This is a genomic window from Nonomuraea sediminis (assembly GCF_018531495.1).
Lineage (GTDB): Bacteria > Actinomycetota > Actinomycetes > Streptosporangiales > Streptosporangiaceae > Nonomuraea > Nonomuraea sediminis.
The window spans coordinates 543,318-557,866 of sequence record NZ_JAHDTI010000009.1 but is presented as its reverse complement, the minus strand read 5'-3'; the positions used below and the strand labels follow the sequence as shown (position 1 = coordinate 557,866).

The window sequence follows — 14,549 nt, the reverse complement described above, 5'->3', positions numbered from 1 at the left end:
AGGTGGGAATTTTCTCCGGTAACACCGGCAACACTAATCAACAATTGCAACCGAATCATGTTCTGCTAGATTGAGGCATGGATCCACGCACCCCCTGCCTCGTCGGCGCCGCCCAGCGCACCGTGCGCGAGCAGCCCGGCCCCGAGCCGCTCGACCTGTGGGAGCAGGTGGCCCGCGAGGCCGCCGGAGAAGCCGGTCTCACCCCCGAGAGCCTCGAGTCCATCCAGCTCGTCTACACCGACTCCTGGCAGTACGACGCCCCGGTCGACCGCCTGGCCGCCCGGCTGGGCGCCGTGCCGGGGCACCGGGCCTACTCCAAGGTCAGCGGTACGGCTCCGCAGCTGCTGATCGGCGAGGCCGCCGCCAGGATCGCCGCGGGCGAGCTCGACTCCGCCCTGGTGGCGGGGGCCGAGGCGCTGGCCACCAGGCGCCACTACCGGCAGCGCCAGGAGCGCGCGCCGTGGAGCCACCCGGCCGACCCCAAACCGGCCTACGGCTGGGAGCGGCCGCCCCACCCCAGCGAGCTGGCGCACGAGCTGTTCCTGCCCGTGCACACCTACGCGATCATGGAGACCGCCCGCAGGGCGGCCCGGGGGTGGAGCATCGAGGAGGAGATGGCCGACCGCGGCCGCATGATGGCCCCGATGACCGAGGTCGCCGCGGCCAACCCGTACGCCTGGCGGCGCACCGCGCGCACGCCTGAGGAGCTCGTCACCGGCAACAGGTTCGTCGGCTGGCCGTACAGCAGGAACACCGTCGCGGTCATCGAGGTGGATCAGGCGGCGGCCGTGCTGCTGGTCAGCACCGAGCTGGCCGACCGGCTGGGAGTGCCCCGCGACCGGCGGGTGTACCTGCGGGGGTGGGCGTACGCGGAGGACACCTGGGAGGTGGCCGCGCGGCCCGAACTCGGGTCCTCGCAGGCCATCGGCAGGGCGGCGGAGAACGCGTTCGAGCGGGCCGGGCTGTCCCTCGGTGACATGGACGCCCTTGACGTCTACAGCTGCTTCGCCATCGCGCTGCGCCAGGCCTGCGACGCGGTCGGGCTCGACCCCTGCGATCCCCGCGGGCTCACGGTCACGGGCGGCCTGCCGTACGCCGGAGGGCCCTCGAGCGATTACGTCCTGCACTCGACGGCGACCATGGCCGGGCTGCTGCGCGCGCAGGGCGGGCACGGCCTGGTCACGGCGGTGGGCATGCACCTGACCAAGCACGCCTACGCTGTCTGGTCCACCGAGCCGGGCGGCCGGCTGGGCGACGCGGCGCCGGTGTTCACCGCCAAGCCTGTCGAGATCGTGCCCGCCTACGAGGGCGAGGCGGTCGTGGCCGGTTACACGGTCGCGCACGGGCGCGACGGGGCGGCGCAGCGCGGGATCCTCGTGCTCGACCTGCCCGATCGGACCCGGGCGTACGCGCACGTGACCAGCCAGGACCTCATCGCGGAGGCCGAGTCGCGGGAGCTGGTCGGGCAGGCCGTCAGGGTTACCAGCGATGGGAAGGTCAATGTAGCCGTTTGGTAAGAGCGTCGGCCGTCCGCCCTGGATTGGACTGGGTTCGGAGGGCGTATGTCCGATCAGTTCGACGTGATCGAATCGGGTGAGCGGGGCCGTCGCCGGTGGATCGGCCTGCTGATCGTGCTCGGGCTGCTGGCCGTCCCCGCGATCAGCCTGCTGGCCAGCCGCGAGCCGGGAGCCGTTCCGAAGCCCACGCCGGCGCCGAGCCCGGTGCCGTCGATGGTGGTCACCATCAGCGGCGCCCCGAACGTCCTGTATCCCAAGCCCGTCGTGAAGGGCGGGCAGGCGCGCCTGGACGTGGTCTTCCCCGACGGGCGCGCGGCCGAGGTGCGGTACCCGGCCGACGTGCGGCTGGAGGAGCTGGGGCTGCGGCCGTTCCGTGGCGTGTGGGTGGCCGGGCACTACCTGCCGCTCCTGCCGCCCTACGACGGTGAGATCGAGATCTCCAAGGGCGGGTTGCCGATCAGGAAGCTGTCCTCGAACGTCACGCTCTGGCCGCACCAGCCGGGCTTCCCCTCCGACGGCCAGGTGCTGCTGTACTCCTTCGGGCGCTGGAAGGTGGCCATGTACGACCGGCCGGAGGGGCTGGAGTTCGACCAGCGCATGGCGGCGGCCGGCGACCTGCGCGGCAGGGTCGTCCCCGGCGGCTTCCTCGTGCTCAGCGGCAAGGGCATCGTGCGCATGGCCGCGCCGGGCGAGACCGCGCGCGGCGACCCCGTCGGGCCGCAGCTGTGGTTCGGCGGCGACGGCGGCGACATGCTCACGCTGATCCCCACCCCCGGCTGCCGCCACAACGCCAGGATGCCCTCCGTGATCGACGGGCGCGGGCGGCCCGCCACGTTCGTCTGCAGGGGTGACGTGCAGGTCGCCGCCTCGGGCGACGGTGACTTCGTCCAGCGGGCCATCGCAGGAGTGCGGATCACGCTGAAGTAGGGTGCGGCCATGTTCGCCGTAACCGCCACACAGACCGATCCCGACAATCCGCTGGCCGGGCTGACGCTCGGCGAGCACCCGGAGCCCAAGACGCCGGACGGCTGGACCACCGTCACGGTCAAGGCCGCCGCGCTCAACCACCACGACCTGTGGACGCTCAAGGGCGTCGGCATCAGGCAGGACCGGCTGCCGATCGTGCTCGGGTGCGACGCGGCCGGACTGGACGAGGACGGCAACGAGGTCATCGTCCACTCCGTCATCGGCACCGGCGCCGATGAGACGCTCGATCCCAAGCGGTCGCTGCTGTCGGAGGTGCACGACGGCACGTTCGCCGAGCGGGTGGCCGTGCCCCGGCGCAACCTGGTGCCCAAGCCTGCCGCGCTCAGCTTCGAGCAGGCCGCCTGCCTGCCCACGGCCTGGCTGACCGCCTACCGCATGCTCTTCGACAAGGCCGGGCTCCAGCCTGGCTCGACCGTCCTGGTGCAGGGCGCCGGCGGCGGCGTGGCCACCGCGCTGATCGCGCTCGGCAGGGCGGGCGGCTACCGCGTCTGGGTCACCTCGCGCTCGGCCGAGAAGCGGGAGCGGGCCCTGGAGCTCGGCGCCGACCAGGCCTTCGAGACCGGCGCCAGGCTTCCCGAGCGGGTCGACGCGGTCATGGAGACCGTCGGCCAGGCCACCTGGGACCACTCGCTCAAGGCGCTCAAGCCGGGCGGGCGCATCGTGGTCTCCGGCGCCACCAGCGGCGCGGTCCCGCCCGCCGACCTCAACCGGGTCTTCTTCCTGCAGCTGTCGGTGGTCGGCTCCACCATGGGCACCCGCGACCAGCTCGCGCGCCTGGCCGTGTTCCTGGAGCAGACCGGGGTCCGCCCGCTCATCGACCGCACGCTGCCGCTCACCGAGGCGCGCGAGGGGTTCGCGGCGCTGGAGTCCGGCGACGTCTTCGGCAAGATCGTGTTCACCGTCTGAGATAAGTGATGGGTTACTTCCATGTGTTCCGGGTGATACAAAGAAAGAGGTGTTGTATCACCCGGGAGGCGTGACCATGGACGTTGAGCCCTTCGGCCCCGGCTCGATGCACTGGGAGACGGCAGGCGAATACCGCAACCTGTTCGTGGCCGGCAGCGCACTGGTGATCCAGACCATGCACCCGGCCGTCGGCGCGGCCGTCGCCGAGCACTCCACCTACAAGACCGACCCGTGGGGCAGGCTCAACCGCACCCTCACCTCCGTCCAGACCTGGGTGTACGGCGGGCAGGACGGACCCGCCGAGGGGCTCCGCCTGCGCGAGCTGCACCGGCTCATCAACGGCGTCGACGAGCGGGGCCGCGGCTACCACGCGCTCAACGGCGAGGCCTGGGCGTTCGTGCACCTGTCGCTGTTCGAGCGCTTCATCGTGCTGCGGCGGTACTTCGGCACGCCGTACAGCACCCGGCAGCAGGAGCGGCTGTATGAGGAGGCGCGCCACCTCGGGCGGATCCTGCGGGTCCCGGAGCGGGAGATGCCGCGGGACCTGAGGGCCTTCTGGGCCTACTTCGACGACATGGTCGCCAACCGGCTCGAGGCCCATCCGACGGCGCTCGACGTGCTCGCGCAGTTGCGGCGCAGCCCGAAGCCGCCGGGGCTGCCCGAGGCGCTGTGGAAGCCGTTCGGGATGGGGACGGGGGAGTTCAACTACTTCGTCACCGTGGGCATGTTGCCGCCCGCCGTACGGCAGAAGCTGGGGCTGACCTGGACGGCGCGGGAGGAGCGGCGGCTGCGGCAGGTCGGGCGCGCGGTCGCGGTGATCGCTCCCAGGCTGCCCGAGCGGCTGCGCTACATGCCGATCGCCTACCACGCCCGCCGCGCCGCCAGGAACCCGCGGGAGCTGGCCGCCTAGTCGTGCTCCAGTGTCTGGCGGATCTTGTCGGCCGCCACCTTCAGCGTGGCGCGCACCTCGGTCAGCCGCTGACGGGTCAGGTCGCTGCCTGAGGCCTCCTGCCGCACCTCGGCCACGAAGTCGGCCAGCAGGCCGCCCAGCTCGGTGTCGAGCTCGGCGCGGTTGGCGGGCGCGCCGCCCAGCGTGGCCCAGACCTCGGTCCAGATCCTGCGCCACTCGCCGCTCAGGCGCTCGCTCTCGCCCTGCCAGTTGTGGGCGTGCTCCATCCACTGGCGCTTCTGCTGCTCCTTGATCCGGCGGAGCTCTTCCTTCTGCCGGTCGCGCATGCGCCTGGCGTCCTCGCGGGTGCCGGTGCCCACGTCCTTGGCCATCCTGGTCAGCTCGTCGCGCAGCGACCTGACGGTGTCGCGGACGTCCTCCTTGACCTCGCGGGCGATGTCGCGCACGGAGGCGGAGATCTCCTGCTCCAGGTCGGCGAGCTCGTCCATGCGCGAGTTGAGCTCCTCGCGGCCTTGGTCGGTGATCGAGAACACCTTCTTGCCGTCGATCACCTCGTGCGTCACCAGGCCCTCCTCCTCCAGGCGGGCCAGGCGCGGGTAGATCGTGCCGGGAGAGGGCGAGTAGACCCCGAGGAAGCGGTCCTGCAGCAGCCTGATCACCTCATAGCCGTGCCGCGGGCTCTCCTCGAGCAACTTGAGCAGATACAGCCGCAGCCGGCCATGACCAAAGACAGGGCTCATTCCTTCTCCCCTTTGAGCAGCGCGACCTCGCCCGAGACCGTGGTCGCGGACAGGGAGGCCATGCCGCCGCCCAGCCGCCCCTGGAGCGTCTTGCTCCCGGGGTTGTTCGCGGTGAACAGCTCGTCGAACGTGCTGACCAGGCGGCCCGAGGTGGAGCGGATGTTGACGTCCGCCTCCACGTTCTCCGGCAGCCTGACCAGGATGTCACCGGAGACGCTGTTGAGCGTCACGTGGCCGGTGGGCCGCAGCCGCAGGTCGCAGGTGATCCGGCCGGCGACCGAGTTGGCGCGCAGCCTGCGCGGGGTGCCGTCGGCCACCGTCAGCTCGCCCGAGACGCTCTTGAAGGCCAGGTCGCCCTCCAGGGACCGGCTCTCCACGGCGCCCGACACCGTGGTGGCGCTGACGTCGCCGCTCACGCCGTCCAGCACGATGTCGCCCGAGACGGACCTGACCTGCGTCATCTTCTCGAAGCCCGCGACCACGGCCTGGGCCGAGACGACCCCGGCGTTGACCGAGCAGGTCTTGGGGGCCGTGATGGTCACCGAGGAGTGGCGTTTGTCGCGGCGCAGCCAGCTGAGCAGGCCGTCCCAGGTGAGGTCCTTGTAGGCGACGACGAGCTGCTGGTGCTCCTCGTCGTAGGTCACGATCAGCGGGGACGAGTCGACCTCGGCCACCTCCAGGGTTGGTGGCCCGTCGCTGGCCAGCACGTTCAGCCGGCCCGCCACGATCCGCACGTCCAGGGACCGTACCGGTCCGAACGTCAGCGTCTCAGGCCCCTCGATCGACCACTGGTTCATGTCCCCTCCAAACACGGCGTCTACCGACACGATATGTCGCGTTCGGCGAGAACTCAAGATGTATCGCGTTTATTCGTCCTCGTCGTCCAGCCGGGCCAGCCACGTGGCCAGCCGCTCGACGGGCGTCTCGAACTCCGGGTTGAGATCGACGAACTCGCGCAGCCGCTCACCGAGCCAGGCCAGCGTGACCTCCTCCTCGCCGCGCCGCTCGACGAGCTCCTCGATCCCGCGATCGGTGAAGTACATGGCGTGGAAACTCCCTCATGATGTGGAAAGGCCCCCGCCGGGGCGGGGGCCTTTCACGGGTGATCTGTCAGGCGAACAGCTCCGTCAGGATCCCCTCGAGCTCCGTGTCGTGAGCGTTGTGGGATCCGGTCGCGGGCGAGCTGTTCGGCGTCCGCGAGACGCGGCCGAGCGGACGCCCGCCGAGCAGCTTCGGGTCCTCGGCCAGCTTGAGCGTCAGGTACGGCCACGGGCCCATGTTGACCGGCTCGTCCTGCACCCAGATCAGCTGCACGTTCGAGCCGTAGCGGGCCAGCTCGGCCGTGAGCTCCTCGGTGGGGAACGGGTAGAGCCGCTCGAGCCGGACGATCGCCACGTCGTCGCGGCCGGACTGCTCCCTGCCATGCTCCAGGTCGTAGTAGACCTTGCCCGAGCAGAGCAGGACCTTGGTGACCTTGGCCGGGTCGACCGTGGTGTCGCCGAGCACCGGCTGGAAGGTGCCGGAGGTGAAGTCCGATGCCTTGGACGTGGCCCGCTTGTGCCGCAGCAGCGACTTGGGCGTGAAGACGACCATCGGCTTCTGCCGGCCCGACTCGACCTGCCAGCGCAGCAGGTGGAAGTAGTTGGCCGGCGTCGACGGCTGCGCGACGGTCATGTTGTCCAGCGCGCACACCTGCAGGAACCGCTCGATCCTGGCGGAGGAGTGGTCGGGGCCCTGACCCTCGTAGCCGTGCGGCAGCAGCAGCACGACCGAGGACTTCTGCCCCCACTTCTGCTCACCGGAGGAGATGAACTCGTCGATGATCGTCTGGGCACCGTTGACGAAGTCGCCGAACTGGGCCTCCCAGGCGACCAGCGCCTCGGGTCGCACGACGCTGTAGCCGTACTCGAAGCCCAGCGCCGCGAACTCGCTCAGCAGCGAGTCGTAGACGTAGAACTTCGTGGTGTCCTTGTTGAAGGTCTTGAGCGGCGTGTGCTCCTCACCGCTCATCCGGTCGACCAGTACGGCATGCCGCTGCGTGAACGTGCCGCGGCGGGAGTCCTGCCCGACCAGGCGCACCGGGTGCCCGTCGATCAGCAGCGACCCGAACGCCAGCGTCTCGCCCATCGACCAGTCGATCGAGTCGGTCTCCACCATCTGGCCGCGCCGCTGCAGCACCGGCGCCAGGCGCGGGTGCACGGTGAAGCCCTCAGGCAGGTTGAGCTGGGTGTCGACGATGCGCTTGAGCGTCTCGTCGGAGATCGCGGTGGGCGTGTCGTCGTGCGACCACTTGACGACCTCGGCAGGCGCGACCTTCAGGTCGCTCTCCTGCGGACGCTTGGACGCCTCACGGGTCTCGGTGAAGGCCTGCTCCAGCTTGGCCTGGTAGTCGCGCAGCGCCTGCTCGGCCTCCTCGACCGTGATGTCGCCGCGCCCGATCAGCGCCTCGGTGTAGAGCTTGCGGGTCGAGCGCTTGGCGTCGATCAGGTCGTACATCAGCGGCTGGGTGAAGGCCGGGTTGTCGCCCTCGTTGTGACCGCGGCGGCGGTAGCAGATGAGGTCGATGACCACGTCCTTGCGGAAGGCCTGCCGGTACTCGTAGGCCAGCTGGCCGACGCGGACCACGGCCTCGGGGTCGTCGCCGTTGACGTGGAAGATCGGCGCCTGGATCATCCGGGCCACGTCGGTGGCGTACACGCTCGACCGCGAGGAGGCGGGGCTCGTCGTGAAGCCGACCTGGTTGTTGACCACGACGTGGACCGTGCCGCCGGTGCGGTAGCCGCGCAGCTGCGACAGGTTCAGCGTCTCGGCCACCACGCCCTGGCCGGCGAAGGCCGCGTCGCCGTGGATGAGGACGGGCAGCACGGTGAAGCCCTCTTCGCCGCGCTCCAGCAGGTCCTGCTTGGCCCGCACGACACCCTCGAGCACCGGGTCGACCGCCTCGAGGTGCGAGGGGTTGGCCACCACGGAGGCGTTGATGGTCTTGCCGCTCGGCGCGGTGAACGTGCCGGTGGAGCCCAGGTGGTACTTGACGTCGCCGGAGCCGTGGGCGGTGCGCGGGTCGATGTTGCCCTCGAACTCGCCGAAGATCTGCCCGTAGGACTTGCCGACGATGTTGGCCAGCACGTTCAGCCGGCCGCGGTGGGCCATGCCCATGACGACCTCGTCGAGGCCCTCCTCGGCGGCGTCGCTGATCACCGAGTCGAGCAGCGGGATCAGGGACTCGCCGCCCTCAAGCGAGAAGCGCTTCTGGCCGACGAACTTGGTCTGCAGGAACGTCTCGAACGCCTCGGCGGTGTTGAGCCGGCCCAGGATGTTGAGCTGCTCCTCCCGGTCGGGGGAGGCGTGCGGCTTCTCCACCCGCGCCTGGATCCAGGCCCGCTCCTCCGGGTTCTGGATGTGCATGTACTCGATGCCGACCGTGCGGCAGTAGGAGTCGCGCAGCACGCCCAGGATCTCGCGCAGCTTCATCAGCGGACGGCCGCCGAAACCGCCGGTGGCGAACTCCCGCTCCAGGTCCCACAGCGTCAGACCGTGCGACTGGATGTCCAGGTCGGGGTGCTTGCGCTGCTTGTACTCCAGCGGGTCGGTCTCGGCCATGAGGTGGCCGCGCACCCGGTAGGCGTGGATCAGCTCGATGACACGCGCGGACTTGGCCACGTCGTCGTCGTGCGAGGCGGAGATGTCCTGCACCCAGCGGACCGGCTCGTACGGGATCCGCAGGGCCTCGAAGATCTCGTCGTAGAAGCCGTCCTCGCCGAGCAGCAGCCGGTGGATCTGGCGCAGGAAGTCGCCCGACTGGGCGCCCTGGATGATCCGGTGGTCGTAGGTGCTGGTCAGCGTCATGACCTTGGAGACGGCCAGCCGCGACAGCGTGTCGGGGGAGGCACCCTGGTACTCGGCCGGGTACTCCATCGCGCCGACGCCGATGATCGTGCCCTGGCCCGGCATCAGGCGGGGCACGGAGTGCACGGTGCCGATCGTGCCGGGGTTGGTCAGCGAGATCGTGGTGCCGGCGAAGTCGTCGACGCCGAGCTTGCCCGCGCGCGCCTTGCGCACGATGTCCTCGTAGGCCATCCAGAACTGCCGGAAGTCCATCGACTCGGCGTTCTTGATCGAGGGCACGAGCAGCTGACGCTCGCCGTTGCTCTTCTGGACGTCGATGGCCAGCCCGAAGCCGACGTGCGGCGGCTTGACCAGCGTGGGCTTGCCGTCGACCTCGGTGTAGGAGTGGTTCATCTCCGGCATCGACTTCAGCGCCTTGACGATGGCGAAGCCGATCAGGTGAGTGAACGACACCTTGCCGCCGCGGCCGCGCTTCAGGTGGTTGTTGATGACGATGCGGTTGTCGATGAGGAGCTTGGCGGGGATCGCCCGGACGCTCGTCGCGGTCGGGACCGACAGCGACAGGTCCATGTTGAGCGCCGTACGCGCTGCCGCGCCGCGCAGCTTGACCTCTTCGGCATCTGCGGGCACCGGGGCTGCCGGTTGCTTCGGCTTCTCAGCGGCCGGCTTCTGCACCGGCCTGGGTGGTGCCGCCACGGGAGCGGAGGAGGGCGCGGTCGCTGTGCCGTTCGCCGCCTCCTTGCCCGTGGTCCGGCCTGGACCGTAATCAGGGTTGTAGTCAGCGAAGAAGTTCCACCAGGCCTTGTCTACCGACTCAGGGTCCTGCAGATACTTCTGGTACAGCTCGTCGACAAGCCACTCGTTCTGCCCAAAGCTTGCCAGCGGGTTTGACCGCGACGACTCAGACGACACGGCGGAAATCGCCCTCTTCCGCAGATCGGCGTTGATGTTAGAGAACCTGTCCAAGGCTACTCGCCCGGACCGGCAGCGCGCGCCTTTGAGGCGCTGCCACCTCGCCTGATCCTCTCAGGACAGCCCAGAGAGGTCACGCCCCCCTAGTCAATCCAGGTGGTGCAGCCATTATTACTGTTTGGTATCAACACCTCGACATGAGGTTTATTTCCCTCGGGACACCAATCTGGTAGCGATCTGCGCGTCGGGGGACAGTTCGGACAGCAGCTCGGTCAGCTCCTCGCCGGCCGTCCGCAGCTCCTCCAGCGACATCGGCTCGAGCCGCTCCAGCAGGAAGATCGCGTTCTTGGTCTCCTCGGTGAGCCGGGTGCGGACCACCTGGCGCCAGTTCCACCTGCGGCAGGTGACACCGAGGTCGTCGCGCCAGATCACCTCGCCCGGCTCCGGCGTGCCGAGCGCCTCCTCCGACGCCTCGTCGCCGGTCGCCCTGACGAGCCTGGCGGGACCGCGGTAGGCGTCCAGGTCCTCGCCGCCGATCGGCAGCGCGTGCTTGACGCTGATGGAGTTGTAGGCGTCGACGACCTGGTTGATCTCCGGCAGCGGCAGCCTGCGCGTGAGCGCGTCCACCGACGGGCGCGTCCGCTGCGGCTTGGCGCCGAAGGCCCGGTAGGCCTCCTTCCACGCCTCGATCTTCTCGGGCTGCGCGGCCGCCTGCGACGCCTCGGCCAGCCATGTGCGGGACCGGTCGTCGGTCGGCCCGTTGACCAGCCCGTGAGCCGTGATGACCAGGACCGCGAAGTCGGGACGCAGCTCGTAGATCGCCTCGTCCACCCAGATGTCGTCGAGCATGCCAGGAAGCTTAGGCGAGGCAAGCCGCAAAATTCACTTTGCAAAATTGTCTTTGCGATTTACCGTGAGGGCATGGACGAGGTCTTCCGCATCACCGATCCCCAGGTGCTCAAGGTGGTGGCGCACCCGCTGCGGGTCAGGATGCTCGGGCTGCTGCGCTCCGACGGTCCCGCCACCGCCAGCGAGCTGGCGCGCAGGGTGGGCGAGAGCTCGGGCTCGACCAGCTACCACCTGCGCGAGCTGGCCAAGTACGGCTTCATCGAGGAAGACCCCTCGCCCGACGGGCGCGAGCGCCGCTGGCGCGCCCGCCACCGCTACACCTCGTGGGACAACGCGCAGATGGCCCGCACGCCCGAGGGCCGCGAGAGCGTGCGGATCATGCACCTGCGTCAGGTGGAGTCGCTGGCCCGCGCGATGGAGGGCCTCGACCTGAACGCGTGGTCCAGCGAATGGGTCGAGGTCAGCGGGATGGCCGACCACCTCATGCGCCTCACCCCCGCCGCGGTCCGTGAGCTGGAGCTGCGCTTCGAGGCGCTGGTCGAGGAGTTCCGCGCGCGCTACGACGACGATCCCGAGGCGCGGCCCGTGCAGGTCTGGACGGCCGCGATCCCGCGTGGGGACGAGACGTGAACGCCGGCTCCGCGCGCCGGCGCTACCTGCTGGTCAGCTTCCTGACCTGGTTGCCCGCCGCGCTGTCGATGGCCGTCATGGTGCTGCTGATGACCGAGCGGGGGCTGAGCCTGGCCGAGATCGGCCTGGCCACGACCGTGTTCTCGGTGGTCACCATCGGGCTGGAGCTGCCCACGGGCGGGCTGGCCGACGTCGTCGGCCGCCGGGCGGTGCTGGCGGTCTCGGCGGCCGTCAGCGTGGTGGCGATGGTGCTGATGGCCTTCTCCACGACGTTATGGATGTTCCTGGTCACGGGGGTGCTCAAGGGGATCGCCCGGGCGCTGTCCAGCGGCCCCGCCGACGCCTGGTACGTCGACACGCTGCACCGGATCGAAGGGCCTGACGCCGACCTCAAGCCGGGGCTGGCGGGCGGCAGCGCGATGGGCTCCGTGGCGCTGGCCCTCGGCGTGCTGGCCGGCGGGTTCGTGCCGCTGGCCGTACCGGAGAAGCTGATCCTGCCGCTGGCGGTGCCGCCGCTGCTGGGGGCGGGGGCGGCGGCCGTGCTGCTGGCGGTCGTGGTCGTGGCGATGCCGGAGCCGCAGCGCGGGCGGCGCACGCCGGCCGGCGTGCTGCGCGAGGTGCCCGCGACGGTCGTGGCGGGCGCGCGGATGGCCCTGGGCAGGGGGCTGCTGCGCAGGCTGATGCTGGCGGCGGTGGCGACGGGGGTGGCGCTGACCGCGGTGGAACTGCTCACGCCGGGGCGGCTGGCCGGGCTGACCAGCTCGCCGACGCTTGGCTCGAGCGCGTACGCGGTGGTGGCGGCGCTGGGCTTCGCGGGCAGCGCGCTCGGCAGCGCGGCCGCGCCGCGGTTGGCCCGGCTCACGCGCGGCTCGGTCCGCGGCGCCATGGCGGGGATCGTGGTCACGGCCACCTCTCTCGCCGCGCTGGCCGCGTCGGCCGGACTTGCGGGCCTGGCCGGAATCGTCGCGGCGGCGCTGGCGTACGTGGCGATGTTCGCCGGGCTGTCGGCCGGTCAGGTGCTGTGCATGGAGCTGACGCACAAGGCGGTCACGGCCGCCGAGCGCACCACGCTCACCTCGGTCGCCTCGCTGGCGCAGCAGGCCGGCGGCGCGCTGTCCAACCTGCTGTTCGGCGTGCTCGCCGGGCTCTTCGGTACGGCTGCCGCCTGGTCGGTGGCCGCCGTGGTGGTGCTGGCCTCGGCCGGGCTGTTCGTCAGGATGCCCGCGACCAGTCGAGCCGCGGACCCAGCGGCACGATCCGCGACGGGTTCACGTGCGTCTGGGTGATGAAGTAGTGGCGCTTGATCTGGTCGAAGTCCGTCGTGTCGCGGAAGGCCGGCATCGCGTACAGCCGCCGCGCGTAGGCCCACAGGTTCGGATAGTCGACCAAGCGCCTGATCGAGCACTTGAAGTGCGAGTGGTAGACCGCGTCGAAGCGGGCCAGCGTGGTGTAGAGCCGCACGTCGCTGTCGGTCAGCCCGTGGAAGAGGTAGGTACGGTCGGCCAGGCGTTCCTCCAGGAAGTCCAGCGTCTGGAAGACGCGCGTGACCGCCTCCTCGTAGGCCGCCTGGCCGCGGGCGAAGCCCGCCTCGTAGACGGCGTTGTTGAGCCCGTGGTAGAGGCGGTCGTTCATGGCGTCGATCTGGTCGCGCTCGGCCCGCGGATACAGGTCGGGAGCCGTGTCGCCTGTCCAGGACAGCTCCAGATCCAGGGTGATCCGCGGGAAGTCGTTGGTGACCAGGCGCTTCTCGCGGACGTCCCAGACGCACGGGACCGTGTACCTGCCGGGGTAGCCGGGATCGGTGGCCAGATACAGCTCCGACAGGTACTCCACGCCGGTGACCGGGTCGCCGCCGGGGACGCGCCAGCCCTTCTCGTCCCTGATCGGGTCGACGATCGTCACGCCGAGCAGGTCCTGGATCCCGAGCAGCTCGCGCACGATCAGCACCCGCTGCGCCCACGGGCAGGCGTAGGAGGCGTACAGCTGATACCGGCCGGGCTCGGGAGGGCCGAGGCGGTCGGTGAACCGGTTCGGCTGGCGGACGAAGCGGCCGTCGTCCGCGATCTCGCGACCTAGCTTCATCACCCCAGTAGAACATGATTCGGGATCTGGGGGCACAATCGTGTCCATGGCGAAGTTTGTGGTGACCCCGGCGAACGAGGCGCAGCGCGACGCATGGCTGGACCGTACGGTCCCCGCGGTCGAGCGGGTGCGGCCCGGGTTGTGGTCCATCCCGGTTCCGATTCCCATCAATCCGCTGCGGTACGTGCTGGTCTATGCGCTGGAGCTGCCCGACGGGGTGGCCATCATCGACGCCGGGTGGAACACGGACGAGGCCTACGACGGGCTGGTCGCCGGACTGCGAGTAGCGGGGTACGAGATCACGGATGTCAAGGGCGTCCTGGTCACCCACATCCATCCCGACCACTACGGGCTCGCCGGGCGGATCAGGGAGGTCTCCGGCGCGTGGATCGCGCTCCACCCCAAGGACGCCGCGCTCGTGCACGAGCGCTACGACGACAGCGCCATCGACCGGCTCGTGGAGAAGGAGCGCGGGCTGCTGGTCAGGGCCGGGGTCCCGGCGCTGACGCTGGACGAGCTGGCGGGCGCCTCCATGATGATCAGGCACATGGTCTCGATGGCCAAGCCCGACCGGCTGGTCGAGGACGGCGACCGGCTCGACCTGCCCGGCTGGGACCTGCGGGCGGTCTGGACGCCCGGGCACTCGCCGGGCCACCTGTGCTTCGTGTCGGAGTCGCGGCGGCTGCTGTTCTCCGGCGACCACGTGCTCGCCAAGATCACGCCGATCGTCGCCGTCCACCCGCAGTCCGGGCCGAACCCGCTGGCCGACTACCTCGACTCGCTGGCCGCGGTGCGCAAGTTCGACGTCGAGGAGGTGCTGCCCGCGCACGAGTACCGCTTCCTCGAACTGGCCGAGCGGGTCGACTACGTGATGGCGCACCACGACGAGCGGCTGGCCGAGGTCGAGCAGGCGGCCCAGGGGCTGAGCTGCTGGGACATCGCCACGCGGCTGACCTGGTCGCGGCCGTGGGAGACGATCCCGCCGTTCATGCGCCGCTCGGCCAACGGTGAGACGCTGGCTCACCTGGTCTGGCTGGAGGCCAAGGGGCGGGTGCGCAGGGAGGCGGGGGAGCCGGATCTCTGGTTCGCGACGGAGGGATAGCCGTACGCGAGATATTTCATGTAAATCAAGTAGGGAATGTTGACTTCTGGATCGGGCCTGCGTAGCGT

13 protein-coding genes are annotated in these 14,549 nt (G+C 70.2%); 7 read left to right on the top strand and 6 right to left on the bottom strand.

Features of this window, described 5'->3' with window-relative positions:
- Positions 1-77: 77 nt before the first annotated feature.
- The 4 genes from KIK09_RS34240 to KIK09_RS34225 all read left to right on the top strand — a co-directional run bounded on the left by KIK09_RS34240 (position 78) and on the right by KIK09_RS34225 (position 4,320).
- Positions 78-1,517 carry a TLP1 C-terminal extension domain-containing protein gene (locus KIK09_RS34240; RefSeq protein ID WP_214323528.1) on the top strand — a complete coding sequence of 480 codons (1,440 nt, stop codon included), beginning with the start codon at positions 78-80 and terminating at the stop codon, positions 1,515-1,517.
- A 45-nt stretch (positions 1,518-1,562) separates the two neighbouring features.
- The gene (locus KIK09_RS34235; RefSeq protein WP_214323527.1) at positions 1,563-2,444 is read left to right on the top strand and encodes a hypothetical protein; all 882 of its coding nucleotides are present in this window, start codon (positions 1,563-1,565) and stop codon (positions 2,442-2,444) included.
- A gap of 9 nt (positions 2,445-2,453) precedes the next feature.
- Entirely contained in the window at positions 2,454-3,410 is a 957-nt protein-coding gene (locus KIK09_RS34230) for a zinc-binding dehydrogenase (RefSeq protein WP_214323526.1), read from the top strand.
- Positions 3,411-3,486: 76 nt separating this feature from the next.
- Complete coding sequence (locus KIK09_RS34225; RefSeq protein ID WP_214323525.1) at positions 3,487-4,320, top strand: oxygenase MpaB family protein; 834 nt, start codon at positions 3,487-3,489, stop codon at positions 4,318-4,320.
- Here KIK09_RS34225 and KIK09_RS34220 read toward each other — a convergent pair.
- The 5 genes from KIK09_RS34220 to KIK09_RS34200 form a co-directional block, all read right to left on the bottom strand.
- Positions 4,317-5,060 carry a PadR family transcriptional regulator gene (locus KIK09_RS34220; protein WP_214323524.1) on the bottom strand — a complete coding sequence of 248 codons (744 nt, stop codon included), beginning with the start codon at positions 5,058-5,060 and terminating at the stop codon, positions 4,317-4,319. The two genes, KIK09_RS34225 and KIK09_RS34220, sit on opposite strands and share 4 nt — an antisense overlap.
- On the bottom strand, positions 5,057-5,857 hold the full coding sequence (locus tag KIK09_RS34215; protein ID WP_214323523.1) for a DUF4097 family beta strand repeat-containing protein: 801 nt from the start codon (positions 5,855-5,857) through the stop codon (positions 5,057-5,059). The genes KIK09_RS34220 and KIK09_RS34215 overlap by 4 nt, the downstream gene beginning before the upstream one ends.
- Before the next feature lie 69 nt (positions 5,858-5,926).
- The gene (locus tag KIK09_RS34210) at positions 5,927-6,103 is read right to left on the bottom strand and encodes a DUF6104 family protein (RefSeq protein ID WP_214323522.1); all 177 of its coding nucleotides are present in this window, start codon (positions 6,101-6,103) and stop codon (positions 5,927-5,929) included.
- Positions 6,104-6,170: 67 nt separating this feature from the next.
- The gene (locus KIK09_RS34205) at positions 6,171-9,818 is read right to left on the bottom strand and encodes a multifunctional oxoglutarate decarboxylase/oxoglutarate dehydrogenase thiamine pyrophosphate-binding subunit/dihydrolipoyllysine-residue succinyltransferase subunit (protein ID WP_214323521.1); all 3,648 of its coding nucleotides are present in this window, start codon (positions 9,816-9,818) and stop codon (positions 6,171-6,173) included.
- Between the two features lie 204 nt (positions 9,819-10,022).
- The gene (locus KIK09_RS34200; RefSeq protein ID WP_214323520.1) at positions 10,023-10,667 is read right to left on the bottom strand and encodes a B3/B4 domain-containing protein; all 645 of its coding nucleotides are present in this window, start codon (positions 10,665-10,667) and stop codon (positions 10,023-10,025) included.
- 72 nt (positions 10,668-10,739) lie between these two features.
- Here KIK09_RS34200 and KIK09_RS34195 point away from each other — a divergent pair, with 72 nt between their 5' ends.
- Together KIK09_RS34195 and KIK09_RS34190 are read left to right on the top strand one after the other, a co-directional pair.
- The gene (locus tag KIK09_RS34195; RefSeq protein WP_214323519.1) at positions 10,740-11,297 is read left to right on the top strand and encodes a winged helix-turn-helix domain-containing protein; all 558 of its coding nucleotides are present in this window, start codon (positions 10,740-10,742) and stop codon (positions 11,295-11,297) included.
- Complete coding sequence (locus tag KIK09_RS34190) at positions 11,294-12,583, top strand: MFS transporter (protein WP_214323518.1); 1,290 nt, start codon at positions 11,294-11,296, stop codon at positions 12,581-12,583. Before KIK09_RS34195 ends, KIK09_RS34190 begins: the two co-directional genes overlap by 4 nt.
- Here the strand turns inward: KIK09_RS34190 and KIK09_RS34185 are convergent.
- The gene (locus tag KIK09_RS34185; protein ID WP_214323517.1) at positions 12,510-13,379 is read right to left on the bottom strand and encodes a glutathione S-transferase family protein; all 870 of its coding nucleotides are present in this window, start codon (positions 13,377-13,379) and stop codon (positions 12,510-12,512) included. The genes KIK09_RS34190 and KIK09_RS34185 overlap by 74 nt on opposite strands.
- Before the next feature lie 46 nt (positions 13,380-13,425).
- Here KIK09_RS34185 and KIK09_RS34180 point away from each other — a divergent pair, with 46 nt between their 5' ends.
- Positions 13,426-14,481, top strand: a complete 1,056-nt coding sequence (locus KIK09_RS34180; protein ID WP_214323516.1) for an MBL fold metallo-hydrolase — start codon at positions 13,426-13,428, stop codon at positions 14,479-14,481.
- Positions 14,482-14,549 lie beyond the last annotated feature (68 nt).